Genomic DNA, 24234 nt, shown 5'->3' with positions numbered 1-24234 from the left:
GGAGGAAAGGGCGCGGGACCCTCCAGGGCGCAGCGGGCTCCGGAGGGGGCCGAGCACCGAGAGAAGGCGGAATCCTTACCCAATCCTTTCCTGCGCGCGACGTGCTTCTTGCAGGGATCTTACGTCGCTCGCCTACGATTGAACGCGTCACATCGTCGATCGAAAGGAAACCATGGACCCCCAACAGCTCGCGTCAGCTTTCGACCGCGGCACGTTCGGCGTGTCGCGCCGCACGTTTCTCAAGCTGGCCGCCGTCGCCGGCGTGTCGGCCGCAGGAGGGATGCTCGTCTTCCCCGAGCAGCAGGCCGCAGCCGCGTTCACGCAACCCGAGAGCCCGCATTGGCCGAGCCTCTCCGGCGACAAGATCCGCTTTACCGTGCACAGCGACACCCACGTCGGCGCAAGCCAGAGCAACGACTACCGCGACAAGATCCCCGCCGCGTTCTCGGCCATCTACGCCCTCGCTCCCGACGTCGACGCGCACTTCTTCGTGGGCGACTCGGCCGACACCGGCCATCCCGACCAGTACGTCGAGCTCGCGCAGCTGCTGAACGCGAACGCGCGCAAGCCGGTGGGCATCGTCATGGGCAACCACGAGTACTACAACTGGGGCGGCGACCAGCAGCGCGCCCAGGACGCGTTCAAGGCGTTCCTCGCCTCGGAGCTGGCCGTGGCAGGCTCGTTCCAGATCCCGGGCGGGGCGAACGAAGGCCAGGTGGACGCCGACTTCACCGTGGGCGGCTACCACGTGCTGGCGGTCGCGCCCGAGCCGGGCGGCTACGACAACAGCTGGTACGGGGCGAAGCGCGACTGGATACTCGAGCACTGCGCAACTGCGGCGGCGGAAGACCCCGCCAAGCCCATCTTCCTGTTCACGCACCACCCCTTCCCGAACACCGTGTGGTACTCGGGCTCGAACAGCTGGGACGGCCAGTTCGACGAGAACGCCAACACGGCGCAGTCCGGCGCGTTCTACCGCTCCCTGTGCCAGCAGTATCCGCAGATCATCCACTTCTCGGGCCATACGCACATCCCCCTGGCCGACCCGCGCTCCATCTACCAGGACGACGGGTTCACGCTCATCCAAACCGCCACGTTCGCCAACAACTTCTGGATGGAGAACGACGGGCACGACGAAGGGGGCAGCACGGGCGGCCACCCGAACGCCGGCTGGGACGCGAACCAGTGCGAGCTCGTGGAAATCGATCCGGCGACGCACGCCGTGTCGGTGCACCGCCTGGACTTCCGCAGCGGATGCGCCCTCGGAGCGCCGTGGGTCATCGAGCCGTCGAAGGGCGCGGCCGGGTTCCGCTACACGCACGCCGGCATGGCCGCGCGCAGCAAGCCGCCCCTCGTGCAGGACGGCGCCGCGGTGACGGTGCCCGAGGAGTCCGTCACGGCGAGCGGCGCGTCCTTCAGCGTGACGGCTTCCCGGGTGGTGCCCGACCCCTCGGGGCTCGAGGACGACATCGTCATCGCGTACCGGGCGGAGGTGAGCGAGGAAGGGTCGCCCGACGCGGCGGTCTACGACGCGCGCTTCATGTCCGACTACTACAAGGCCGAGGCGAACCGCGCCGAGGTGTTCGAGCGTCCGCTGTTCGGCGCGGCGCTGGCCGAGGACACGGCGTACGTGCTGCGCGTGTTCGCCGCTAACCCGTTCGGGAAGGAAACGCTCGTCGGCGAGGCGGCGTTCCGCACGGCGGCCCGGATCACGCCGGCCCTGGGCGACCCGCTGCTGTCCGTGGACTTCTCCACAGGCGGCCACGCGGATGCCGCGCCGACGCCGCACCACGCCGTGCCCACCGGCGCGCTGACCTACGAGAGCGACACGTTCGGCGTGCCCGTGGCCGTGTTCGACGGGTCGTCGGCCGTAGGATACGACTTCACCGCCGATGACTACGCGGCCATCGCGCAGGCCGAGACGATCGAGGTGCTGTTCCAGTTCACGGCGAACCCGCCGAGCGGCTACTTCGACCTGTTCTCCAGCGCGCAAGGCGCCGGCCAGGACCTCAGCTACTACGCGCCCCAGCTGCAGCACTACGTCAACACGGGATCGGGCTACCGCTGCACCGAGGCCACCGTGCCGCTGAACGCCTGGACGCACGTGCTGGCCACCTACGACGGCACCGTCATGAGCTACTACCTGAACGGCGAGCTCGTCTCGACGCTGGAGAACACGGGGTCGATCCCCGCCCCCACCGCCGCCGCCACGCGCTGGTTCGTGGGCGCCGACGTCAACTCGGACGGCGAGATGGAGAAGCCCATGACCGGCAAGGTGGCGTTCGCGAAGCTGACGCCCGGCGTGGCGACGGCGACGCAGGCCGCCGAGCTGTACGTGGCGGCGGCGCCCGTTGCGGCGCCGGTCGCGCCCCCGAGCGCCGACGCCATCGGGACGGCCACCGCAGGCGAGGTCTACGCCATCCCCCCGCTGCCGTTCGCCGACGCGAACGGGCGGGAGCTGCAGGGCATCCCGTCGGTCGTCGGTCCCGACGGGGCGGCGGTGGACGTCGTCAGGACGGAGGCCGAGGGGGTCGCCGCCTACCGCTTCACGCCCGCCGTCGAAGGCGTGCACACGGTGGCGTACGCCGCCGGCTACGCGCAGCGGCCCGCGTTCGAGCTGGCCGTGGCCGCCGCCATCGCGAAGCCCGACCCCGACCCGGAGCCCGATCCCTCGCCCGACCCGGAGCCGACGCCCGACCCGACGCCGGAGCCCGATCCCGAACCCGAGCCGACGCCCGATCCTGCGCCGGAGCCCTCCCCTGCTCCCGACGCCTTCGCGCCCGAGGTGGTAACGTCCTCGACGACGCCGCAGGCGAAGAAGCTGGCTCAAACGGGCGACCCCGTCGCCTTCGGTGGCATCGTCGCCGGCGTCGCCGCCACCGCCGGAGCCGCCATCTGCGTGGCCCGCAGTCTCATCAAAGGCGAGCTGACCGAGGAGGAGTAGGCGGCGCCTGACGCCACCCGCCATGGCGCGGCGAAAGCGCACGGGCTCGTGCGTCTCTCGCCGCGCCGGTCGCGCGCCGGTCGCACGCCGATCCCCGCGTCATGGGAGGGCTGCTACCCGCGCTCGAATTCCAAGTCGCGCTCGGCCACTTCCTCCAGCCCCGCTTCCACTGCCGGGTCGAGGGAGCCGTGCGCCGCGTCCCACTCCTCGGGGTCGCCGTCGAGGGCCATGCCGCGGTACTCCTCCGTGCGCTTGCGCGCCGACACCACGCGCACGATCTCGCCGATCACCGCGAACGCCAGCACGCCGACCAGCATGGGGATCTTCGACAGCTCCTCCTCCGAGCCGTTGAGCGGCACGATGGTGGCGATCATCGACAGGATGAGCAGCACGACGGGTACCCAGCACGCCACCGTCGCAGCGGCCTTGCCGCCGGGCATGCGGAAGATGCGCGTGCGATCGGGGTCCACCGAGCGCAGCTTGAGGAACGCCGGGAACATCGGCATGTAGCAGATCAGCAGGAACACGATGTTCATCGAGAAGAAGATCCAGAAGAACCCGTCCAGGCCGACGGCCGACATGATGGGCGACACGAGCACGAGCGCGCTCGCGATGACGCCGTTCACGAGCGCCGCGCCGGTGGGCACGCCCTTCTTGTTGAGCCGCGCGAACACGCCGGGCATGTTCTTCTTGTCGGCCGCGTGGGCCGCCACGTAGTTCACGCCGAACGACCAGCTGATCATGTTGCCGAACAGCGTGACCAGGAAGACGACGCCGATGGCGATGAACAGCAGGCTGCCGTTGCCGGCCATGATGGCCACGGCGTCCATGATGCCCGAGTCGAGCGACACCTCGTTGGACGGGATGGCCGCGCCGATGCCGAACGAGCTGAACAGGTAGATGGCCGCGATGGCGATGCCACCGGCGATGATGGCCGTGGGAATCTGCTTCTTCGGGTTCTCCATGTCGTTGGCGAACACGGCGATGGCCTCGAAGCCCATGAAGTTGAACAGGATGATGGACAAATACGTCAGGCTGCTCGCGTCCATCGACGGCAGGAACGTGGCCGGCGACATGTCGCTGGCGAAGCCGTTCGTCACGGCGTAGTAGATGCCGAGGCCGCCCACCGACACCGCGATGAGCACTTTCAGCACGGCGGACAGGTTGAGGATCCAGCCGGAATCGGACACCTTCGAGAAGCTCATGAACACGACGATCCACACGAAGGCCAGCTCGATGGCGAGCGTCGGGATCAGATCGAGCTCGAAACCGGTCATCAGCGCGATGGTCTCGGGGAACAGGAAGGCGAGCGACGCCATCCACAGCGGGAAGTTGATCCAGTAGTACCAGCTCACGCGGCTGCCCCACTTGTCGCCGAACGCGCGGCGCACCCAGTCGGCGATGCCGCCCTCGTCGTCGGCGTACGTGGTTCCCAGCTCGCACACGATGAGGCCGTACGGCATGAGGAACGCGATGATGAGGAAGATCCACCAGAAGAACTGGGAGTTGCCGATGGCGGCGGCAGGCGCGGCCGCCTCGGCGACGAACACGACGCAGATCACCGTGAGGATCGCGTCGATCATGCGGAATTTCTTTTTCTTGGCCATCAGACCATCCCCTTTACAGAGTGGGTTCCATGTTGGCGTAGCGGATGTCCCCCAGGGGAGGCGCCCCCTGGGGGACATCCGGAACCTACTTGCCGATCTTCCCCAGCACCGCGTTCATGCGGGCCTCGGCCGCGTCGGCGACGGCGGCGTCCTCCTTCGTCTTGGGGCAGAGGTAGGCGAGGATCGCGCGGATGGAGTGCTTGCGGTTCTCGGCCTCCACCCAGCACAAGGACCGCTCGGGATGGTCCATGACCTCGTCGGTCACCTCCTCGCCGCGGGTGGCCGGCAGGCAGTGCATGAACTTGGAGTTCGGGCCGGCGAAGTCCATCATGTCCATCGTCACCTGGTACTTGGGGTAGAAGACGTCCATGTAGCTCGCGCCGCCCTCCTCCTCGTCGTAGAGGCCGTACCACACGTCGGTGTAGACGAAGTCGGCGCCCTCGATGCTCTCGACGTCGTCGGAGACGGTCACCGTGCCGCCGGACGCCTCGCAGTTCTCCTCGGCGATCGCCATGATGTCGACGGTCTTGTCGACGACGAGGCCGCCGTCGGTCACCTGGTGGCCCTTCGGGCCGAAGTGCACGAAGTCCATGCCCATCTTCGAGGCGATGAACATGAGCGACACGCACACCTGGGTGGCGTCGCCGACGAAGGCGAGCTTGCAGTCCTCGATGGACTTGCCCTCGGGCAGGTTCTCGATCATGGTCATGAGGTCGCCGAGCTCCTGCGTGGGGTGGTTGTAGTCGGACATGCCGTTGATGACGGGCGCGGCCGAGTTCGCGGCGAGGCCCACGACGTCGGGGTGGCGGTTCACGCGGGCCATCAGGATGTCGACGAGGGAGCCCATGACGCGCGCGGTGTCCTCGAGGGTCTCGTGGCCGCCGAGCTGGATGGTGCCCGGGCCGAAGAACTGCGCGTGGCCGCCCAGGTCGGTCATGGCCGTCTCGAAGGAGATGCGGGTGCGGGTGGACACCTGCTGGAAGATCATGCCGAGCGTCTGGTCCTTGAGCACCTGCGGGTAGCGGCCGCCCTCCTCGATCATGGTCTTCATGGACCGCGCCAGCTCGATCATGTCGAGCAGCTCTTCCTTGGTGAAGTCGTTGGTGTCGATGTAGTCCTTCACTGCCATGGTTCCTCCTTCATGAGAGCGTGCGGGTCGCTCGGGGCGGCCCGCACATGGATGCAAACGGTTCGCGGATCTGCCTAGCCCAGCTTCGCGGCGATGGCGGCCGGATCGGGCTGCTGCAGCGCCATGCAGTGGATGTTGCCGCCGCACAGCGACCACTCGCGGGTGTAGATCTTGATGATCTCGCGGTCGGGCATGAGCTCGGCGAACATATCGCACGCCACCTGGTCCATCGGGTCGCCGTACTGGGGAACCAGCAGGCCGCCGTTCACGAAGTAGCTGTTGATGTACGTGATGGCCAGCGGCAGGTCGGCCTCGCGGGACGCGGCGTCCTTGCAGAGGTCCACGCCGGCGCTCTCCTCCTCGGAGATGCGGATGATGCCGGGAATCGGGATCTTGTGGATCTCGAACGCGCGGCCCTTCGCGTCGGTCGCCTCGGACAGCACGTCGTAGGCGGCCTTGAGGTTCGGGTACTGCGGGTTCGTCTCGTCGTCGGTCCACGAAAGCGCCAGCACGCCGGGGCGGATGAAGAAGCACACGTCGTCGATGTGGCCGTCGGTCTCGTCGAACGCCATGCCGTCCTTCAGCCAGATGACCTTCTCGAGGCCCATGTACTCCTTGAAGTACCACTCCACCTCTTCCTTGGTGAGGTGCGGGTTGCGGTTGTGGTTGAGCACGCTGTTCTCGGTCACGATCAGCGTTCCCTCGCCGTCGATCTGCATGGCGCCGCCCTCGAACACCATCTTCGTGGCGTCGTACGCGTCGTAGTTCTCGAGGTCGAGCAGCTTCGTGGCGAATTCCTGGTCGCGCTTCCACGGGAAGTACAGGCCGCCCTCGAGCCCGCCGTACGCATTCCATCCCCAGGTCACTCCGCGCATGTCGCCCTTGTCGTTCACCACGTAGAACGGGCCCTTGTCCTGCGCCCACGCGTCGTCGATGGTCATCTCAACCACGCGCACGCCCTCGGGCAGGCGGGTGCGGGCGTTCTCGTACTGGTCGGCCGAGCAGAACACCGTGAGCGGCTCGTGCTTGATGATCTCCTTCGCCACTTCCACGAGGACGGCCTGGGCGGGCTTGCCGCCGTTGCGCCACGTGTCCTGGCGCTCGGGCCAGATGAGGAAGTCCTGCTTGCGCGGCTCGAACTCTCCGGGCATGCGGAATCCGTCTTGCTTCGGCGTGCTGTCGGTGATGATCTTCATGGTGCGCTCCTTCGCTGGTCGTCGTGGGCATTCCCACCTGATGACCCCATCCTACCGACGCGGAGCGCGCACCGTCAGTACCCGCGAGGAGGGCGTTTGAACAGTACCCCTCCCCGCGAGGGTACCTGATCGGGTACCCTCGCGAACGGCGGAATATGGTACGATTGCCATCGGAGCGGATGTCCGACGCGAAGGGGAACGGGGGACCATGGTTGAGCTGAGCGACAGGCGATGGCGGGCGATCGACGATCTCCTGCTCACCTTCTACGGGGCGACGGACCTTGCCGACCTGCGCCGACGCGCGATGTGCGGCTTCAAGGAGCTGGTCCCCTTCGATAAGGGGTTCTTCGATCTGTGCGATTGCGGCGAGAGCGGGCGCTTCGTGTTCTTCGACCCCGTCTCAACGGACATGACCGACGAGGAGCTGCTGTCGTACTACCAGAAGTACGAGCCCGGCGACTACACCACCTGGCTGTTCTCGGTCAACGATCCCGTGGTGTACCGCGACTCCACCTTCGTCACCGACGAGATGCGCGACCGCTCGGAGCTGTACCGCGAATGGATGATCCCCATGGACGCCCACTACAGCATGGGCAGCACGCAGGTGGGCAACGGCATGATCTACGGCTCCATCACCCTGTTCCGCAACCGCGCGTCGGGCGATTTCACCGAGGAGGAAGAGGAGTGCCTCGCCGTGCTGAACCGGCACCTCTCAACGTACCTGGCCGTGACCTACCCCGCCGGACTCAAGCGAGACGAGGGCAAGCCCATGGTGGCGGCCACGAGCCTCACGGCGCGCGAGCAGGAGATCGCCGCGCTCATCGCCGAGGGGCTGGGCAACCAGCAGATCGGCCTGCGCCTGTACATCTCGGAGAACACCGTGAAGAAGCACGTGAAGGCCATCTACCAGAAGATGGGCGTGTCGAACCGCCACCAGCTCATGGCCGAGCTCTACCGAACCGCCGCCATCGTGGTGGACGCGTAAGGAGATGCGTCCCTCCCAAGATGATCGCGAGGGACGCGGGGCGCGCGAATCGCCGGGTTCTAACCAAGTATTGCGTTTTGCGTGAGCCTGCCGGTCGTTTTCAACTGTTTTCAACCGTGTTCCCCTTCGGCGAAAAGCACGACCTGGGGAAACGATCTTCGCCCTCCGCTCCTCTTCATCGAAAACCTTCTCAGAACACCTTCGACGCGCGCAAAACGAAAGAATTGGTTACTTCGAGCGGATTCGCGCGTCCCGAAGCCCGGGTACGCCCATACGCAAGGCGCTGCGCCGTTAGACGCGTTCCCAGAGGCCGGACTTGCCGCCTTCTTTCTTGAGCAGGCGCACGTCCATGATCTCCATGCCGCGGTCGACGGCCTTGCACATGTCGTACACGGTGAGGCACGCCACGCTCGCGGCGGTGAGCGCTTCCATCTCGATACCGGTCTTGCCCGTGACGCCGCAGGTGGTGATCACGTGGATGCCCACGAGGCCGTCAGGGCGCTCGCCTTCGGCCACGGGCGCGCACTCCACCTTCGCCTTCGTGATGTTGAGCGGGTGGCACATGGGGATGAGCGCGCTCGTCTGCTTGGCGGCCATGACGCCGGCCACGCGGGCGCACGCCAGCACGTCGCCCTTCGACGCCTTGCCCTCCACGATGAGCGCGAGCGTCTCGGGATGCATGGCGATGAAGCCCTCGGCCACGGCGATGCGCTCGGTGTCGGCCTTCTGCGACACGTCCACCATGCGCACGTCGCCCTGCTCGTCGATATGGGTCAGCTGCTGCTCGGTCATGGGTGCCTCCTTGTTTCGTGGTCTTGCAGGTTGGAAGATCGCAGGTTGGCGCGAAGGCGGCGCGCCTCGTCCCTTTGCCCCCTTCGGGGACTTGCTCCGCGGCGCAGCGTCGGCAGGTTCCGACGGTCGGCAGACCGTCGGAACGCTTCAGCCTCCAATTTGGCTCATACCGCGTTCGGTTCCTACTTTGTCGTGGTGCTCGTCGGGCTTCGCGCCGAGCGCTTCGGCGAACACGCAACGCGCGGCTTGCGCATCGCCCGAGCGCAGCGCGGTGCGCAGGTCGTATTCGTCGTCCGAGAACAAGCACGGGCGCAGCTTGCCGTCGGCCGTCAGGCGCAGGCGGTTGCACTCGCTGCAGAAATGGCGCGACAGCGGCGAGATGAACCCCACCGTGCCCTGCGCGTTCGGGAACTCGAAGTAGCGCGCCGGCCCCCACCCCAGCGGGCGGTCGTCGCCGGCGGGCACGAGCTCGTCGAGCCCCGCAGCGCGGGCGCGCTCGTTGATGATGTCGAACAGCTCCTCGCTGGGCACGACGTCGTCCTTGCCCCAGCCGCAGCCGTGGCTGCCCGAGCTCTCGCCCACGGGCATGTACTCGATGAACCGCACGTGCAGCGGGCGATCGACGGACAGCTTCGCGAACGCGAGGTAGTCCTGGTCGAGGCTGCGCACGGCGACGGCGTTGATCTTCACGGGATCGAACCCGGCCGCGAGCGCGGCGTCGATGCCGTCGAGCGTCTGCTGCAGCTCGCCGCGACGCGTGATCTGTTTGAACTGCTCCGGATCGAGCGTGTCGAGCGAGATGTTCACGCGCGACAGGCCCGCCTCCTTGAGGTCGGCCGCCATCTTCGGCAGCAGCACGCCGTTCGTGGTCATCGACACGTTCTCGATGCCGGGCGTGTGCGCGATGGCGCGCACGAGGTCCACCACGCCGAGGCGCACGAGCGGCTCGCCGCCCGTCAGGCGGATGCTTCGGATGCCCATGCCCGCCGCAACGCGCACCGCTTCCTCTATCTCCTCGATGCGCAGGATGTCCTCGTGCGCAAGCGATGTCACGCCCTCTTCGGGCATGCAGTAGATGCAGCGGAAATTGCAGCGGTCGGTGAGCGATATGCGTAAATAGTCGATAGTTCGACCATGGCTGTCTTTCACGGGACCAGCTCCCTTCTCGTCCGAGGATACAGTATAGGGCATCGCCCGACCTTCGCGCAGCGCAATATCGCGAAAGGAGCAGCGCACTTCGGGTGCGCGGGGGCGACGCGCGGAAGGCACGCGCGCGGCACGTCGGATGCGCGCGGACGGGTCGGATACGCGAGGAGGGGACGTCGGGTGCGCGTGCGAAGCGCGTGGGAAGCGCCGGTAAAACGCATGGGAAACGAGAGCACGGCGCGTGGAATCGGCGCGAGATCGGCATCGGATGCGCGCAGCATCCGCGAGCAAGCGACGCGAGACGCACGCCATCGGCGCGTGAGACGAGCTCCCTATACTGGAGGGGGGGATAGGTGCGAAGGGCGTCGCGCTGAGTCGCCCTTTCCACTCGCCCCCTCGTCCACCTTGTCGTAGTCCCTATTTTGTATTATAATTTCGTATCACAAAAGGATGATCGCCATGGATCTGCCCGAGCAACGCATCGTCGTCCATCACCGCATCTGCGAGCGACATCCCGACGTGACGGAAGACGACGTACGCACGGCGTGGCGAAATTCCGTGAGGATTCAGAAACGCGAAGGGTCGTTCGACGACCGCTACCTGGCGTTAGGAACCGATCGGCACGGACGGCTTCTAGAGCTGTGCGCCGCGCAAATCGACGACGAAAGCGTGCTCGTGTTCCATGCGATGCGAGCGACTGTCAAGGCAATCACAGAGCTGGGCTTCAACGAAAGGCGGAGGAAACGATGACGTACCGCACAGCGAAAGGCACGTTGCTTACCGACGAGCTGCTCGACGAATGGGCCGAAGCGTGCGAACGAGGCGAATATCCTGGCACGCCCGGCGAGATCGTGGTCGGGCGGCCTCGGATCTCGGCCGAAGACCTTGCCACGATCACCTTCAAGCTGCCGAAATCCCAAGTCGCCGCCCTCGACGAAACCGCGAAGCGCGCAGGAGAGACGCGCTCGCAGTTCCTGCGCTCGCTCGTGAACGACGCGCTCGCGCGGGGCTAGCGCGCTCACGCCGCGCCGCTCACCGCGCCCCTACCGCGACACCAGGTACACTTTGTCCGGGGGGATGCGGATCCAGAGCTCTTCGCCCTCGTGCGGCAGCTCGTCGGCGGGCACGGCCAGCTTGTCGACGCGCCAGAACAGGTGCTGGTGCAGGTACTTCATCTCGTCCTCCGTGCGGGCCACCGTGGGCGCCTCGCTCTCGTCGCGATCGAGGAAGCCCAGCAGCACCGTGCGCTCGAAGCGCGAGTCGCTGACGCGGTCGACGCGCACGCGGTAGCGGTTCTCGCCCGGGCCGTCGGCGCGTTCGAGGTAGAACGCGCGCACGCCGAGCGCCTTCACGTCCTCGGAAACCGCCGCGCTCGTCGCCGCCTCGATGCCCCACTTCGGCAGGCGGACGCGGTGCTCGTCCACGCGCACGGCCGCCGTGGCGTTCTTGCAGCCCGACAGCTTCACGCCCGCCAGCGACTGCGGCCGATTCACCAGGTCGTCGCCCGTGCCGGTCTCGGTGATGGCGCCTGCCTCCACCACGGCGATGCGGTCGCAGAAGCGCAGCGCCTCGTCGATGTCGTGGCTCACGTACAGCACGGTGCCGTGGAACGCGTCGAACAGGCTGACGAGGTTCTGCTCCAGCACGCTTTTCAGGTGCGCGTCGAGCGCCGAGAACGGCTCGTCCAGCATGAGGATGCCCGGGCGCGCCGCCAGCATGCGGGCGAGCGCCACGCGCTGCTGCTGGCCGCCCGACAGCTGCGCCGGGTAGCGCTTGTCGAACCCTTCCAGCCCGAAGCGCTTGAGCTCGGCGGCCACGAGCGCGCCGCGGTCGGCCTTCGACACCTCGCGCCCGATGCCCGCCGCCACGTTTTCGGCCACCGTGAGGTTCGGGAACAGCATGTAGCTTTGGAACAGCAGCGCCGTCTTGCGCTCCTGCGGCGTGAGGTTGATCTTCAGCGCGGAGTCGAAGAACACCCGGTCGTTCACCACGATGCGGCCCTCGTCGGGCGTCTCGATGCCGGCGATGCAGCGCATGGTCAGGCTCTTTCCGCAGCCCGACGCGCCCAGGAACCCGAGCGTCTCGTCCCCCGCCTCGAACGCCACGTCCAACGTGAACGACGAGAACGATTTGCGTATGCTCACCTCAAGGCTCATGCGTCCGCCCCTCTCCGGTACTTCGTCGTGCGCCTGCTCCACAGGTTGATGAACAGGATGACGATGAAGCTGAATATCATGATGATGACCGTCCAGAAGATGGCCACGTCGGTGTTGCCGTTCATCCACTCGAAGTAGATGGCGATGGGGATGGTGCGCGTGATCCCCAGGTAGTTGCCGGCCAAGAACAGCGTCGCGCCGAACTCGCCGAGGGCTCGCGCGAACGACAGCACGGTGCCCGCCGCGATGGACGACCACGACAGCGGCAGCATGAGCTTGAAGAATATCTTAGCGTTGCTCCAGCCCAGCGTACGGGCGGCGTCCAACATGTTCGGATCGAGGTTCTCGAACGCGCCGCGCGCGCTGCGGTACATGAGCGGGAACGCCACCACCACGGCCGCGATGACGGTGGCCTGCCAGCTGAAGATGAGCGGGAAGCCGATGTCGATGAACCACTGCCCCAGCGCCGTGTTCTTGCCGAACGCCAGCAGCAGCAAGAAGCCGCACACCGTGGGCGGCAGCACCATGGGGATGGTGAAGATGGAATCGGCGATGTCCTGCGCCCGCGCGGGGATGCGCAGGCTGAAGTACGCGGCCAGCAGGCCCAGGATGAAGATGAACACGATGGCCGTGAGCGTGGTCTTGAGCGTCACCCACAGCGGGCTGTAGTCGATGTTCTGCAAGAACGACGCGAGCGCGGCTAAGCCCTCGGGAGCGCCGACGACGCTCACCTGATCGGCGGGCGAGAGCGTGGCGAAGTCGGCGTGCGTGAGACGCACGTAGGAGGGGTTGGACGCGTCGGTGACGTCGGAGCCGTCCGCGCCGACGACGCAGGCGTAGTACTCGCCGGGCTTGAGCTCCTGGTCGAAGCGGTACACCACGCCGTCCTGCTCGATCTCGGGTTGACCGGAGAACACCCACTCCCCCTCGACGGACAGCGTCGCGCCGCCCTTCGAGTTCTGGGCGTCGAGCGCCACGAGCAAGCGCTTGAGGTAACCCCGGCTCTCCGACGAACCGGCATCGAAGCCCACGGCCTCCGCCACCTCCGCGGACACGTACACCACGGTGAGCCCGTCGGTGGCGATGACGCCCAGGCTGCCCGGCTCGTCGGAGACGAAGTAGCGGTAGCCCTCGTAGACGCCGTCGACGTCGCCGTTGCTGCCCACCTGGGAACGCGAGAAGCTCTCGAGCGCGAAGGGGCTGCCGTCGATCGAGGCCGACATGCCGTCGGCGGCGATGCTCACGGCATCGTCGGAAGCCGAGTCGTCCTGCGCCGTCGAAGCCGCGGGAGCTCCGGCCGCGGCGTTGGGCGCATCGAGATCGCCTTCGTCGTCGGCGCCTGCATGGGCGGTGCCGGGGACGAAAGCGATCGCCATCGCCAGCGCGCACGCGGCGAGCAGCAGCGCGAAACGCGGGAAGGCGGGGGCGATGCGGGTGAAGAGCGTGTTGTTCATAAGGGCGTCCTTGTCGCACGGAAAGGATGGGCAAACGCGAACCCATCCTTTCCTCATCACTATACCGTATGTGCGCGTGCTTTAGGAAACGAGCTCGAAGCCCCACTCCTGCCACAGCTTCTTGGCCTCGGCGTCGGTGGTCGCCCACTCGATGAACTCGCTCGCGGCCTCGGCCTGCGTGGAGTCCTTGCAGATGGCGGCCGGATAGACGATGTTCTTGTGCGTGTCGGCCGGCACGACGCCGATGACCTTCACGCCGCCGAAGCGGTACACGTCGGAGGTGTACACGAACGCCACGTCCACGGCGCCGGACTGGGCCTGCTTGCACACGTTGCCCACGGAGCTCTGCAGGTTGACCTTGCCCTCGAGCGGCGTGCCGTCGTAGGAGCCGTCGGTGCCGGCGCTGTCCTTGCCCGTCTTGCCGTCGGCGTCGGTGAAGCAGCCGATGGTGGAAAGCGCCTGGTTGGCGTAGTTGCCGGCCGGCACGGACGCGTCGCCCACGGCCACGGAGTAGTCGCCCGACGCGATGTCGTCCAGCGTGAAGCTCTGGTCGGCGCCGTACGTCTTGGCCAGCTCGGAGTCCTCGCCGGCGACCATCACGAGGTCGTTCTTGAACATGTCGAAGCGCGTGGACTCGTCGACGTAGCCCTTCTCCACGGCGTCGTCCATCTTGCCCTTGGAGGCGGAGATCAGCACGTCGGCGTACGCGCCGCCGGCCAGCTGCTCGTTGAGCTCGCCCGAGGACAGGTACTGCGTGTCCTTGAACGTCACCCAGTCATGATCCTGCGTGTACAGCTGCTGCACGGCGTCCATGGCCTTCGACAGCGAGTTCGCGGCGAACAGCTGCAGCTCCACGGCCTCGTGGCTCTCGGTCTTGGCGGCCTGATCCTCGGTCTGCTGCGGCTCTTCGGTTTTCTGCTCGGTGCCCGTTGAGCAACCGACCAGCGCAAACGCGCCCACCAAAGCGAACGCGCACACGGCCGCAAGCATGATGCGAATGTGCTTCTTCATAGATTCCCTTCCCTGATTCTCTCAATCCCGACGATGCTCGAACCAGGGGAATCGAACGCGCAGCGTGGAGCCCCAGTTTGATTCAAGCTGCGTTCATACTATTCTTTTCGCTGATTATAGTCAAACTTGAATATTGCTATAAAAGCATGTTTTCGTTGCAGAATACCCCAGATCGGAGCAGATGACCCCCTAGCCGCGCGCCAAATCCACCACGCGCGTGGCGATGCGCTCGGTGAGCGCGGGCGAATGCGACACGAACAGCATCCCGATGCCGCGGGCCTGCGTCTCGGCGACGAGGAAGCGCCAGATCTGCGCCTGGGTGACGGCGTCGAGCATGGTGGATATCTCGTCGGCCACGAGGTAGCGCGGGTTCGCCGCCAGCGCTCGCGCGATGCAGAAGCGCTGCAGCTCGCCGCCCGACAGCTCGTGCGGGAAGCGCGTGAGCCACCGCTGCTGGATGCCCAGGTCGTCGAGCAAACGCTGCGGCACCTCCCCCGCTTCGGCCAGCGTCTGCTCCATGCGCATGCGCGGGTCCACGGCGGTTTCGGGGTGCTGGAGGATCATCTGCACGGGGCACGCGCCGCGCTTCGGCAAGGGCGTTCCGTCCACGAGGATCGCGCCCGCCTGCGGGCGCTCGTAGCCGGCCAGCAGACGGCAGAGCGTGGTTTTGCCGAAGCCGGACGGCGCGCTGATCGCCACGCGCTCGTGCGCGTCGACGGCCAGGTCGAAGTCGCGGTAGAGCGGCGCGCGGGCACCGGGGTACGCGTAGAAGATGCCGCGGGCCTCTAACATGGCGCGCCTCCCTTCGCCGGCACCTCGAAGCCGTGCTCGGGCAGCGCGTGCCACAGCTCGCGGCTGAACGGATGCTGCAACAGGTCGGGCGACGCGAAGTTCGCGACGGCGGTCTCCTCCACCACGGTGCCGTCGCGGAACACCGCCACGCGGTCGGCCACGTGCAGCGCCAGCTCGATGTCGTGCGTGATGAGCATGACGCCGCCGCCCCCATCGGCGAAGGCGCGGAAGTCGTCGAGCGCGCGTACGGCCAGCTCGAGATCGAGGCCCGGCGTGGGTTCGTCGGCGATGATGACGCGCGGGTCGTCCATGAGCGCGCAGCACAGAAGCACGCGGCGGGCCATGCCGCCGGACAGCTCGTGCGGGTACTTCTTCGCGGTGTCCTCGGACAGGCCGTAGCGCTCGAACAGCTCGGCGCGGCGCCGGCGGCGCTCCTCGCGCGGCACGTGCGTGCGGGCGAACCCCTCCACCTGGCGGCCCACCTTCATGAGCGGGTCGAGGTTGTTCACGCTCTGCGGCACGAGCGAGATGCCGTGGCCGCGCAGCTCGGAAAGCGTCGCGGCGTCCTGCGCCTGCCCGTCGAACCAGATGCGCCCGCACACGGTGGCGTTCGGCTCGAACAGCCCCAGGATAGCGTCGGCCAGCAGCGTCTTGCCGGAGCCCGACGCGCCTACCACGGCCACGATCTCGCCCGCATGCACCGAGATGCTCAAGGCATGGATGACCTCCACCTCGCGCTGCTTGGCGCGGAAGAACGGCGCGTCCTCCTCGTACATGCGGAAGCCCACGCTGAGGTCCTCCACCTGCAGCAGGTGATGGCCGTGCTCGTGGTGCGAGACGGGCGCATGCGTATGGTGGTGGTGCACCTGCGCATCCTCGTGCGAAAGGGCCTCGTGGGAAGCGGCTCCTTCCGCAGCGACCGCCTCTCCCTGCAGCTCCTCCTGCGAGGAGGGAGCGCCGAGCAGCTCGTCGGTGAGGCGTTCCAACTCGGCCGCGGCCTCGTACAGCGCGCGCTCGCGTGCCGCCAACGCCGCGGGAAGGGGGTTGCTCTTGCTCGATTCGTCCATGCCCCTCCTCCTATTCCTGCGAGCTGTGGGGGTCGACGAGCTTGCGCAAGTTCGAACCGGCCAGGTCGAACAGCAGCACGGTGGCGATGAGGGCGAGGCCCGGGAACACCGCGAGCCACCACATGCCGGCCGACAGGTACGCCATCGACTCGCTGAGGATGACGCCGATGGCCGGCTGCTCGGGCGGCAGGCCGAACCCGAGGAACGTCACGGACGCCTCGTGCAGGATGGCGTGCGGGAACAGCAGGATGAGCCCCACGATGAACTGCGGCAGCACGTAGGGCACCATGTGCTTCGCCGCGATGCTCACCGGACTCTGCCCCAGCTTGCGGGCCGCCGCCACGAACGTCGACTGCTTGCACTGGAGGATCTCGGCGCGCACGACGCGGGCCAAGCTGGGCCAGTGCGTCACGGCAACGCCGATGGTGACGCCCCAGAACCCCTTGCCCAGCGCGAACGAGATGAGGATGAGCAGCACGATGTGCGGGATGCCCATCATGAGGTCGATGAGCCAGGTGACCGCGGCGTCGGCGCGCTTGCCGCCCAGCGCCGCCACCGCGCCCATGACGAGCGCGATGACCGACGACACGCCCGCCGCCAGCAGGCCCACCAGCACGCTGGTCGACAGGCCCGCCAGCGTGCGCAGCAGCATGTCGCGCCCCATCCAGTCGGTGCCGAACGGGTGGCCTAAGCTGGGCGCGAGGTTCTTCTGCGAGAAGTCGGTGACGGTGGCCGCATCGGTGACGAGGACGCCCGCTACCACCACGGCGGCCAGCGCGGCGATGGCGAAGACGAACGCCGCCAGCGTCAGCTTGCGGTTGCCCACGCGGGCGTGGCGCGGACGGTACAGCACGGGAGCCGGGGCCGTCAAAGCCTCGTCGGCAACGCTAGGCACGAGCCTCCCCCTTTCGGATGCGGGGATCCACCACGCCGTACAGCGTGCTGGCGATCAGGTTGCCGGTGAACACGAAGGCCGCCGAGAACAGCGCGATGCCCACGAGCAGCGCCACGTCGCCCCCGAGCCCCGCCGTGACGGCCGCCTGGCCGAGGCCCGGGTACGAGAACACCTGCTCCACCAGCACCGATCCGCCGAATATCTCGGAGATCGACGCGAACTGCAGCGTGAGCGCCGGCAGCGCGAGGTTGCGCAGGCCGTGGTGGCGCAGGGCGCCCCACGTGGACAGGCCGCGGGCGCGGGCGAAGCGCACGTAGTCGCTTTCCAGCACGTCGATGGTCTTCTCGCGCGTATGCAGCGCGATGTTCGCCACGCCCACCACCGACAGCGTGAGCGCCGGCAGCGCGAGGTGGTGCAGCGCGTCGGCGAACGTCACGTCGGCGGCCGACACCCCGATGGGCACCGAGAAGCCGAACGGGAACCAGCCGAGCCACACCGAGAACACGATGAGGAACAGCAGCCCCAGCCAGAACGTGGGCACCGACGCCAGCAGGAAGCAGTACCCCTTCACGATGCGGTCGACGAAGCGCCCGCGGTTCGCGCCCGCGAGGATGCCCAGCGCGAAGCCCAGCACGCCACTGACCACCCAGGCCGTGGCCATGAGCGCCAGCGAGTTCACCGCCCGCGTGGCGATGACGTCGATCACCGGCGCGTTGAAGCGCAACGACGTTCCCAGGTCGCCGTGCAGGAGGTCGGTGAACCAGTTGACGTAACGTTCCCAGAGGGGCGTGTTCACGCCCCAGTACTCGGCGAGCTGCGCGCGCTTGGCCTCGCTCATGTTGATGTAGGCCGTCTGCCCCACGTTCGCCTGGACGGGATCGATGGGCGAGATGCTCACCAGCACGAACGTCACCATGCTCACGGCAAGCATGAGCAGGATGAACTTCGCTATGTTACGAACGATGAATTGGGGCATGGGGAATACTATAACCTACGTCCAGCTCCACTGGTCGACGTTGTTGACGAGCGACCAGCCGTGACCGTGCGGGTGGGGCTTCTGCTCGGCAACCTTGAGGTTCTCCTTGGCGAAGTACAGGTGGTCGATGTTCGCGAACCACACCCACGGCGCGTCGCCCTGCGGCGCAATGCCGGTCGTGCCGTCCCACTGGGCCTTCTGCCACAGGTCGAACGAGTCCTCCACCTTGGGTTTCGCCAGCGCCTCGTCGAGGTAGGCGTCGGTCGCGGCGTTCTCGTAGCAGGCGTAGTTGCCCGTGCCCTTGGAGTAGAACAGGTTGTACGTCTCGGTGGGCGCGTTGGTGCCCCAGCCCCACACCACCGGGTCGGTGAACTGGTGCGGGTACAGATCGTCCCAGCTCGCGCCCTTGATGGAAACCTCGATGCCGAGGTCCTTCATCTGGTTGGAGAACTCCTCCGCGATGCCCTGGCGCACGGTGTCGCCGGCCGAGTAGTACAGGTTGAACGCAGCGCGCGTGCCGTTCTTCTCGCGGACACCGTCCGAGCCCGCGGCCCAGCCGCCGTCGTCGAGCAGCCTCTTGGCTTTCTCCACGTCGGTGGCGCACTTCATGTCGGGCGAGGACCAGGGCATGCCGTCGCCCACGCTGTAGGCGACGGTGCCGTAGCCGTTCAGCACGTTCTCGATCATCTTGTCGCGGTCGACGCCGTAGTTGATGGCCTGGCGGATGGCGAGATCGCAGGTGACGTCGTTGCCGGCTGCCGCTTCGCCCTTCTCGTCGGTCTTGGACCCGCCCGCCGGGATGGTCGGCAGCGAGATGCCGCGCGAGTCGACGGACGCGCAGTTCAGCAGGTCGTAGCCGCTCGGCTGCTTGTCCGCGAACGTCGCGGAGGTGTACGCCACGTCAACCTGGCCGGACTGCGCCGCGGCGAGCGAGGCGTCCTCCTCCATGAACACGACCACGACGCGCTCGATCTTCGGCGCCTCGCCGTAGTAGTCGGGATTGGCCTTGAGGATGACCTGCTGGCCCTTGTCCCACTGCTCGAGCATGTAGCGTCCCGAGCCGATGGGGTTGTCGCCGTACGTGTCGCCGTAGGCGTGCTCGGGCACGATGCCCACGACGGCCAGCGTGTACAGCAGCGCGTTGAACGGCTTCTCCATGGAGATGACGACCGTGGCGTCGTCCTTCGCCACGGCCTCCTTCACCATGGACATGTCGCACTCGGACGCCTCGGCGTTCAGGATGCCGTTGATGGTGAAGGCCACGTCCTTGGCCGTAAGCGGCGTGCCGTCGGTGAACTTCGCGTCGTCGCGGATGGTGAACGTCCACGTCATGCCGTCCTCGGACGCATCGTAAGACGTGGCGAGGTCGTTCTTGAAGTCGAGCTCGGTGGTGGTGGTGATCAGCGTGGACTGGATGAGCGGCTCGTGCACGTGCTCGCCGCAGCCCCACGACACCAAAGGATCGAAGCCCGCCGCCGGCTCGGAACCGGTGGTCATCGAGACGATGACCTGCGAGGGGGTTTCCTCGCCCGCCGCGGTCGTCGTGCCCTCGGCCGGCTTGGCGGCCTCGCCGCTCGTGCAGCTTGCCAGCAGCCCGCCCAGCGACAGCGTCGCCGCCGTCGCGCCCGTCAGCTTCGCGAAATCGCGCCGCGTCAATGTAGCCATGTGTTCGGTTCCTTCCCTCGTGCCCCCGACGTCGTTGCCTCGTCGGTGGTGTTACGTAATCTGATTGCGTAACACACTATAGCAGAGCCTTCCCCTTAGTGATGTTACGAATTCCATTTCCGTAACTCCCTTGGGTGAGCGGCGGGCAGCGCCTGGCGAACGCGACCGGCGGCGCGGCGTCGGACGGCCTGCACCCACGCGCTCGGGGCCGACGACCGAGACACGCAAATCGGCTCGAAGTAAGCGATTTTTTCGTTTTGCGAACGATTCGCCCGCTCTGAGAGGCTTTCGGCTGCCGTCGGGCGCGAGACTCCCTGTATCGTCCCAGGTCAGCTTTTTCCCATTCGGAGGAAACCGGCCGGATCGCGCCCTGAGTAGCCGCAAAACGCAAAAATTGCTTAGAACTCAGCGATTCGCGTGTCCCGGCCTCCGTTCGCTCGGGGACGATGGAGGTCAGCTCGCGGCTTCGGGCTCGGGAGCCTCGCCCGTCGCCAAGATGCGCAGCAGGGCGGCTTCGTCCAGCACGGGGACGCCGAGCGTCACGGCCTTGTCGTACTTGGAACCGGCGGCCTCGCCGGCCACGACGAAGCTCGTCTTCTTCGACACGCTGCCCGACACCTTCGCACCGCGCGCCTTGAGCGCCGCGCCCGCCTCGTCGCGGGTCATCCCGCTTTCCACGAGCGACCCGGTCAGCACGAACGTGAGGCCCTCGAGCGTCTGCGGCAGCTGCTCGGCCGCGTCGGCAGCCGCGTCCTCGAGCGCCACGCCGCGCTTGCGCAGCCGCTCGATGACGGCCGCGTTGTCGGGCGTGCGCAGGAACAGGTACGCGCTGCGCGCGATCTTCGGGCCCACGCCGTCGATGGCGGCCAGGTCCTCCTCCGAGGCCTCCATGAGCGCCTCGATGGACGGGTAGGCCGCCGCCAGCAGCTCGGCGATGGTCTTGCCCACGTGGCGGATGCCGAGGCCGAACAGCGCGCGGGCGAACGGGCGCGCGCGGCTCTCGTCGATGGCGGCCACGAGCTTCTTCGCCACGGTGGACCCGAGGCGGATGGGCTCGCCCTCCTTGTTCACGCGGCCCATGTCGAGCAGCGACAGCTCCACCTCGTCCAGCGTGTAGTAGTCGGCCACGTCGGTCAAACGGCCGCTTTCCACGAGGCGCGACACGATCTCCTCGCCCATGCCGTCGATGTCCATGGCGCCGCGGCTGGCCCAATGGAGCAGCCGCTCCAGCGCTTGCGCCGGGCAGTCGATGGAGATGCAGCGGAAGTCCACCTCGCCCTCCTCGCGGATGACGGGCGAGCCGCACGACGGGCACGTGCTCGGCATCTGCCACGGCACGGCACCGTCGGGTCGCAGCGCCAGCACGGGCCCCAGCACCTCGGGGATGACGTCGCCGGCCTTGCGCACGATGACGGTGTCGCCCACGCGCACGTCCTTGCGCTGCACCTCGTCCTCGTTGTGCAGCGTCGCGCGGGCCACGGTGGAGCCGGCCACCACCACGGGCTCGAGCTCGGCCACGGGCGTCAGCTTGCCGGTGCGCCCCACCTGCACGGTGATGTCGCGCAGGAGCGTCGTCTTCTCCTCGGGCGGGAACTTGAACGCGATGGCCCAGCGCGGCGCGCGGGCCGTGTAGCCCATCGACTCCTGCTGCACGAAGGCGTTCACCTTCACCACCACGCCGTCGATCTCGTAGGGCAGATCCTCGCGGCGCTCGATGGCGCGCTCGCAGAACGCGTGCACCGCCTCGCGCGTCTCGCACAGCTCGACGTCGGGGTTCACGTGGAAGCCCGCTTCGCGCAGCCACGCCAGCAGCTCCCACTGGCCCTCGACCGCCAGGGCGCGCTCGTCGGCCACCGCGTAGATGAACGTGGACAGGTCGCGGTTCGCCGTGATGGCGGGGTCCTTCTGGCGCAGGCTGCCGGCCGCGGCATTGCGCGGGTTCGCGAACGCCTGCTTGCCATTGGCCTCGGCGGCAACGTTGAGCGCGTCGAAGCTGGACTTCGGCATGTACACCTCGCCGCGCAGCTCAACCGGCGCCTCCGCGTCCCGCAGCTCGCCGAGGGCCGTCTCGCGCAGGCGCAGCGGCACGTCCTTCACCGTGCGCATGTTGGCGGTGACGTCCTCGCCGGTGGTGCCGTCGCCGCGCGTCGCCGCGCGCACGAGGCGCCCGCCCTCGTACGTCAACGCGATGGACGAGCCGTCGATCTTGAGCTCGCACACCACGGGCACCATGCGGCCGAACGCCTCCGCCACGCGCTCGATCCACGCGTCCAGCTCCTCGAGGTCCATGGCGTTGTCGAGCGAGTACATCCGCCGCTCGTGGCGCACGGGGGCGAACTGCTCGCCCACGTAGCCGCCGACGCGTTGCGTGGGGCTGGACGGGTCGATGAGCTGGGGATGGGCCGCCTCCAGCTCGCGCAGCTCGCGCATGAGCGAGTCGAACGCGGCGTCGGAGATGGACGGCGCGTCGTTGGCGTAGTACAGGTAGCTGTGGTGCTCGATCTCGCGCCTGAGCGCGTCGATGCGCGCGGCCGGATCGCTGGTCGCTTTCGCGAGCGCCTGCTCGTCGAGCAAGGATTGCTGTTCGTCTGCCATGTTCTTCACCGTTTCGCACTATCGGGAAGAAGGCCCCGAACGATTCGGGGCCTTCGCCTGTTTTCCTCGGAATTCTACCACGAGCCGGGACGTCGCTGCGTGCTCGGCTCAGGGTTTCAGCAAACGTTCCATGCTCCGCACGTTCGCGCTAGGCGAGCATCGCCTTGCCGGTGTTCCAGCCGTAGAAGATGAGCGACGCGCCGCGCATGAGGATGAACACGGACAGGAAGACGCCCAGCATGGCGGGAGCGATGAAGAACGTCAGGCCGCACAGCGCGCCGACGATGCCCGAGAACAGCATCCAGCCCCACATGGACACGCCCATGTTGCGCACCTTGAACGCGCCGACGGCCTCGAACACGCCGAACACGATGAAGAACGCGCCGATGAACCATGCCAGCGCGCCGGCCGACACGAGCGGGTTCACGAGGAACAGGATGCCCAGCACGATGTCGAGGGCCGCGTAGGCCAGGGCCCAGCCCGACAGGTTCATGGCCTTGCGGAAGCGGAAGTAGTTGATGATGTCGAAGATGCCCGACACGAGGAACGCCGCGCCGGCGATCACCGTGATGGTGACGAGCGCCAGGCCCGGTGCGAAGAGAAAGAACATGCTGCAGATGACGAGCAGGACGCCCGCGATGATGAGGCCCCAGTCGTGCTTGTTGGTCGTATCCATGAGATGTGCTCCTTGGTCGCCGTGATCGCGTCGCGCGGCGCGCCGGCGCCGGGCGGAGGGCGCGCGCAACGCGGTGGTTGTTTCCGCCATTTTATCGCACGGGAGAAGCGGAACGCGCGGCTCCGACATCCGTTTACGCACGGTTACGGGCCGATTCGGCGCGGCGTTACCGTTTCGCGCCGCGGTCGCGCTCGCCCGCGATACGCGGTAGAATGCGAGCACGTGCTTCCTCAACGTGCTTCCTCGAAAGACAAGGCGGTGTGCCCATGCAGGATGTCCGGGAATACAGCAACGACGAGCTGGTGGCCCTCGTGCCGCTGCCGGCCGACGACGCGAACAAGTACGCGCGCGGCACGCTGAGCGCCGTGGTGGGCAGCGAGCGCTATCCGGGCGCGGCGTGCCTGGCGGCCTACGCGAGCCAGCGCATGGGCGCCGGCTACACCGAGGTGTTCACCAGCCCGTCGGCCGTCCCGCTCGTGCAGGGCTACCGACCCTCCCTCGTCGTGCGCCCGCGCGCGGCCCTCGCGGCGAACCTGCCGGCCTCGACGCCCGACAAGCCGCGCGCCTACCTCGTGGGCTGCGGGTTCGACGCGGACGACGGCGGCACGGAGAAGCTCGCGCACTTCGTGCTCAAGCACGCCGACGCGCCCGTGCTGGTGGACGGCACCGGGCTCAACGCGCTCGTCTCGGAAAAGGGGCGGCGCCTGCTGAAGCGGCGCTTCCTCAACGGGAACCCCACCGTGGTCACGCCGCACGCCGGCGAGGCCGCCCGCCTCGCGCGCCCCTTCGACCTGCCCACCGGCGACCCGGGCGCGCTCGCGCAGGCGCTGTCGCTGGCATACGGCGTGATCGCCGTGGTGAAGGGGCCGGTCACGTACGTCTCGGACGGCGAGCGGACCGTGCGCATGACGCACGGCACCCCCGCGCTGGCCAAGGCCGGGACGGGCGACGTGCTGGCCGGCATGACGGCGGCGCTGCTGGCGCAGGGCCTCGACCCGTTCGAGGCGTGCGTGCTGGGCACCGAGCTGCACGGCCGCGCCGGGTTGGCCGCGGCGGCGCGCTGGTCGGTCATCGCCGCGACGGCGGAGGACGTCATCGCGTGCGTGCCCGACGCGCTCGCGGAACTCGTGGGCGCATAGGGCGCGCGA

The 24234-nt window shown here is 67.6% G+C and carries 20 protein-coding genes; 5 read left to right on the top strand and 15 right to left on the bottom strand.

Annotated elements, in window-relative coordinates:
• Nucleotides 1-172: 172 nt before the first annotated feature.
• Nucleotides 173-2944 carry a metallophosphoesterase gene (locus GS424_RS04685; protein ID WP_160942888.1) on the top strand — a complete coding sequence of 924 codons (2772 nt, stop codon included), beginning with the start codon at nt 173-175 and terminating at the stop codon, nt 2942-2944.
• Nucleotides 2945-3057: 113 nt separating this feature from the next.
• On the opposite strand, the gene GS424_RS04680 is transcribed toward GS424_RS04685, so the two are convergent.
• The 3 genes from GS424_RS04680 to aguA all read right to left on the bottom strand — a co-directional run bounded on the left by GS424_RS04680 (nt 3058) and on the right by aguA (nt 6876).
• A complete protein-coding gene (locus GS424_RS04680) occupies nt 3058-4551 on the bottom strand; it encodes an APC family permease (protein ID WP_160942889.1) in 1494 nt (497 codons plus the stop codon).
• A gap of 85 nt (nt 4552-4636) precedes the next feature.
• Entirely contained in the window at nt 4637-5680 is a 1044-nt protein-coding gene (gene ptcA / locus GS424_RS04675) for a putrescine carbamoyltransferase (protein ID WP_193666548.1), read from the bottom strand.
• 74 nt (nt 5681-5754) lie between these two features.
• Nucleotides 5755-6876, bottom strand: a complete 1122-nt coding sequence (gene aguA, locus GS424_RS04670) for an agmatine deiminase (protein WP_160942891.1) — start codon at nt 6874-6876, stop codon at nt 5755-5757.
• A 208-nt stretch (nt 6877-7084) separates the two neighbouring features.
• Between aguA and GS424_RS04665 the strand changes: the two genes are divergently transcribed.
• Nucleotides 7085-7861: a helix-turn-helix domain-containing protein gene (locus GS424_RS04665; RefSeq protein WP_160942892.1), complete on the top strand. Its 777-nt coding sequence runs from the start codon at nt 7085-7087 to the stop codon at nt 7859-7861.
• 291 nt (nt 7862-8152) lie between these two features.
• Here the strand turns inward: GS424_RS04665 and moaC are convergent, their stop codons facing one another.
• Both moaC and moaA read right to left on the bottom strand, forming a co-directional pair.
• Nucleotides 8153-8653 carry a cyclic pyranopterin monophosphate synthase MoaC gene (gene moaC, locus GS424_RS04660; protein ID WP_160942893.1) on the bottom strand — a complete coding sequence of 167 codons (501 nt, stop codon included), beginning with the start codon at nt 8651-8653 and terminating at the stop codon, nt 8153-8155.
• Between the two features lie 147 nt (nt 8654-8800).
• Complete coding sequence (gene moaA, locus GS424_RS04655) at nt 8801-9802, bottom strand: GTP 3',8-cyclase MoaA (protein ID WP_160942894.1); 1002 nt, start codon at nt 9800-9802, stop codon at nt 8801-8803.
• A gap of 456 nt (nt 9803-10258) precedes the next feature.
• Between moaA and GS424_RS04650 the strand changes: the two genes are divergently transcribed.
• Both GS424_RS04650 and GS424_RS04645 read left to right on the top strand, forming a co-directional pair.
• The gene (locus GS424_RS04650) at nt 10259-10549 is read left to right on the top strand and encodes a hypothetical protein (protein ID WP_160942895.1); all 291 of its coding nucleotides are present in this window, start codon (nt 10259-10261) and stop codon (nt 10547-10549) included.
• A complete protein-coding gene (locus GS424_RS04645) occupies nt 10546-10812 on the top strand; it encodes a ribbon-helix-helix domain-containing protein (RefSeq protein WP_160942896.1) in 267 nt (88 codons plus the stop codon). The genes GS424_RS04650 and GS424_RS04645 overlap by 4 nt, the downstream gene beginning before the upstream one ends.
• Nucleotides 10813-10842: 30 nt before the next feature.
• On the opposite strand, the gene GS424_RS04640 is transcribed toward GS424_RS04645, so the two are convergent.
• The 10 genes from GS424_RS04640 to GS424_RS04595 form a co-directional block, all read right to left on the bottom strand.
• Nucleotides 10843-11955, bottom strand: coding sequence for a sulfate/molybdate ABC transporter ATP-binding protein (locus GS424_RS04640; RefSeq protein ID WP_160942897.1), 1113 nt, complete (start codon nt 11953-11955; stop codon nt 10843-10845).
• The gene (gene modB, locus GS424_RS04635) at nt 11952-13409 is read right to left on the bottom strand and encodes a molybdate ABC transporter permease subunit (protein ID WP_160942898.1); all 1458 of its coding nucleotides are present in this window, start codon (nt 13407-13409) and stop codon (nt 11952-11954) included. Before modB ends, GS424_RS04640 begins: the two co-directional genes overlap by 4 nt.
• An 81-nt stretch (nt 13410-13490) precedes the next feature.
• Nucleotides 13491-14420, bottom strand: coding sequence for a molybdate ABC transporter substrate-binding protein (gene modA, locus GS424_RS04630; RefSeq protein ID WP_154334369.1), 930 nt, complete (start codon nt 14418-14420; stop codon nt 13491-13493).
• A 189-nt stretch (nt 14421-14609) separates the two neighbouring features.
• A complete protein-coding gene (locus GS424_RS04625; RefSeq protein WP_160942899.1) occupies nt 14610-15212 on the bottom strand; it encodes an ABC transporter ATP-binding protein in 603 nt (200 codons plus the stop codon).
• On the bottom strand, nt 15206-16279 hold the full coding sequence (locus GS424_RS04620) for an ATP-binding cassette domain-containing protein (protein ID WP_160942900.1): 1074 nt from the start codon (nt 16277-16279) through the stop codon (nt 15206-15208). The genes GS424_RS04625 and GS424_RS04620 overlap by 7 nt, the downstream gene beginning before the upstream one ends.
• 10 nt (nt 16280-16289) lie before the next feature.
• Entirely contained in the window at nt 16290-17174 is an 885-nt protein-coding gene (locus GS424_RS04615) for an ABC transporter permease (RefSeq protein ID WP_160942901.1), read from the bottom strand.
• Complete coding sequence (locus GS424_RS04610) at nt 17167-18150, bottom strand: ABC transporter permease (RefSeq protein ID WP_160942902.1); 984 nt, start codon at nt 18148-18150, stop codon at nt 17167-17169. The genes GS424_RS04615 and GS424_RS04610 overlap by 8 nt, the downstream gene beginning before the upstream one ends.
• Nucleotides 18151-18165: 15 nt before the next feature.
• Nucleotides 18166-19815 carry an ABC transporter substrate-binding protein gene (locus tag GS424_RS04605; RefSeq protein ID WP_160942903.1) on the bottom strand — a complete coding sequence of 550 codons (1650 nt, stop codon included), beginning with the start codon at nt 19813-19815 and terminating at the stop codon, nt 18166-18168.
• A gap of 453 nt (nt 19816-20268) precedes the next feature.
• Complete coding sequence (ligA, locus tag GS424_RS04600) at nt 20269-22410, bottom strand: NAD-dependent DNA ligase LigA (protein WP_160942904.1); 2142 nt, start codon at nt 22408-22410, stop codon at nt 20269-20271.
• A 148-nt stretch (nt 22411-22558) separates the two neighbouring features.
• Entirely contained in the window at nt 22559-23086 is a 528-nt protein-coding gene (locus tag GS424_RS04595) for an HdeD family acid-resistance protein (protein ID WP_160942905.1), read from the bottom strand.
• Between the two features lie 266 nt (nt 23087-23352).
• Here GS424_RS04595 and GS424_RS04590 point away from each other — a divergent pair, with 266 nt between their 5' ends.
• The gene (locus tag GS424_RS04590; RefSeq protein WP_160942906.1) at nt 23353-24225 is read left to right on the top strand and encodes an NAD(P)H-hydrate dehydratase; all 873 of its coding nucleotides are present in this window, start codon (nt 23353-23355) and stop codon (nt 24223-24225) included.
• Nucleotides 24226-24234 lie beyond the last annotated feature (9 nt).

This window comes from Eggerthella guodeyinii (genome assembly GCF_009834925.2).
Taxonomy (GTDB): domain Bacteria; phylum Actinomycetota; class Coriobacteriia; order Coriobacteriales; family Eggerthellaceae; genus Eggerthella; species Eggerthella guodeyinii.
Note: the sequence above shows the minus strand (reverse complement) of the source record. Positions and strands in the feature narration are given on the sequence as shown.

Bases quoted from the DNA above. Each gene is read 5' to 3' on its own strand.
- GS424_RS04595 (WP_160942905.1), bottom strand. From the start codon at position 23,086: ATGGATACGACCAACAAGCACGACTGGGGCCTCATCATCGCGGGCGTC.
- modB (WP_160942898.1), bottom strand. From the start codon at position 13,409: ATGAACAACACGCTCTTCACCCGCATCGCCCCCGCCTTCCCGCGTTTC.
- GS424_RS04605 (WP_160942903.1), bottom strand. From the start codon at position 19,815: ATGGCTACATTGACGCGGCGCGATTTCGCGAAGCTGACGGGCGCGACG.
- GS424_RS04645 (WP_160942896.1), top strand. From the start codon at position 10,546: ATGACGTACCGCACAGCGAAAGGCACGTTGCTTACCGACGAGCTGCTC.
- GS424_RS04650 (WP_160942895.1), top strand. From the start codon at position 10,259: ATGGATCTGCCCGAGCAACGCATCGTCGTCCATCACCGCATCTGCGAG.
- GS424_RS04620 (WP_160942900.1), bottom strand. From the start codon at position 16,279: ATGGACGAATCGAGCAAGAGCAACCCCCTTCCCGCGGCGTTGGCGGCA.
- GS424_RS04640 (WP_160942897.1), bottom strand. From the start codon at position 11,955: ATGAGCCTTGAGGTGAGCATACGCAAATCGTTCTCGTCGTTCACGTTG.
- modA (WP_154334369.1), bottom strand. From the start codon at position 14,420: ATGAAGAAGCACATTCGCATCATGCTTGCGGCCGTGTGCGCGTTCGCT.
- GS424_RS04680 (WP_160942889.1), bottom strand. From the start codon at position 4,551: ATGGCCAAGAAAAAGAAATTCCGCATGATCGACGCGATCCTCACGGTG.
- GS424_RS04610 (WP_160942902.1), bottom strand. From the start codon at position 18,150: ATGCCCCAATTCATCGTTCGTAACATAGCGAAGTTCATCCTGCTCATG.
- ptcA (WP_193666548.1), bottom strand. From the start codon at position 5,680: ATGGCAGTGAAGGACTACATCGACACCAACGACTTCACCAAGGAAGAG.
- GS424_RS04625 (WP_160942899.1), bottom strand. From the start codon at position 15,212: ATGTTAGAGGCCCGCGGCATCTTCTACGCGTACCCCGGTGCCCGCGCG.
- GS424_RS04665 (WP_160942892.1), top strand. From the start codon at position 7,085: ATGGTTGAGCTGAGCGACAGGCGATGGCGGGCGATCGACGATCTCCTG.
- aguA (WP_160942891.1), bottom strand. From the start codon at position 6,876: ATGAAGATCATCACCGACAGCACGCCGAAGCAAGACGGATTCCGCATG.
- GS424_RS04590 (WP_160942906.1), top strand. From the start codon at position 23,353: ATGCAGGATGTCCGGGAATACAGCAACGACGAGCTGGTGGCCCTCGTG.
- moaC (WP_160942893.1), bottom strand. From the start codon at position 8,653: ATGACCGAGCAGCAGCTGACCCATATCGACGAGCAGGGCGACGTGCGC.
- ligA (WP_160942904.1), bottom strand. From the start codon at position 22,410: ATGGCAGACGAACAGCAATCCTTGCTCGACGAGCAGGCGCTCGCGAAA.
- GS424_RS04685 (WP_160942888.1), top strand. From the start codon at position 173: ATGGACCCCCAACAGCTCGCGTCAGCTTTCGACCGCGGCACGTTCGGC.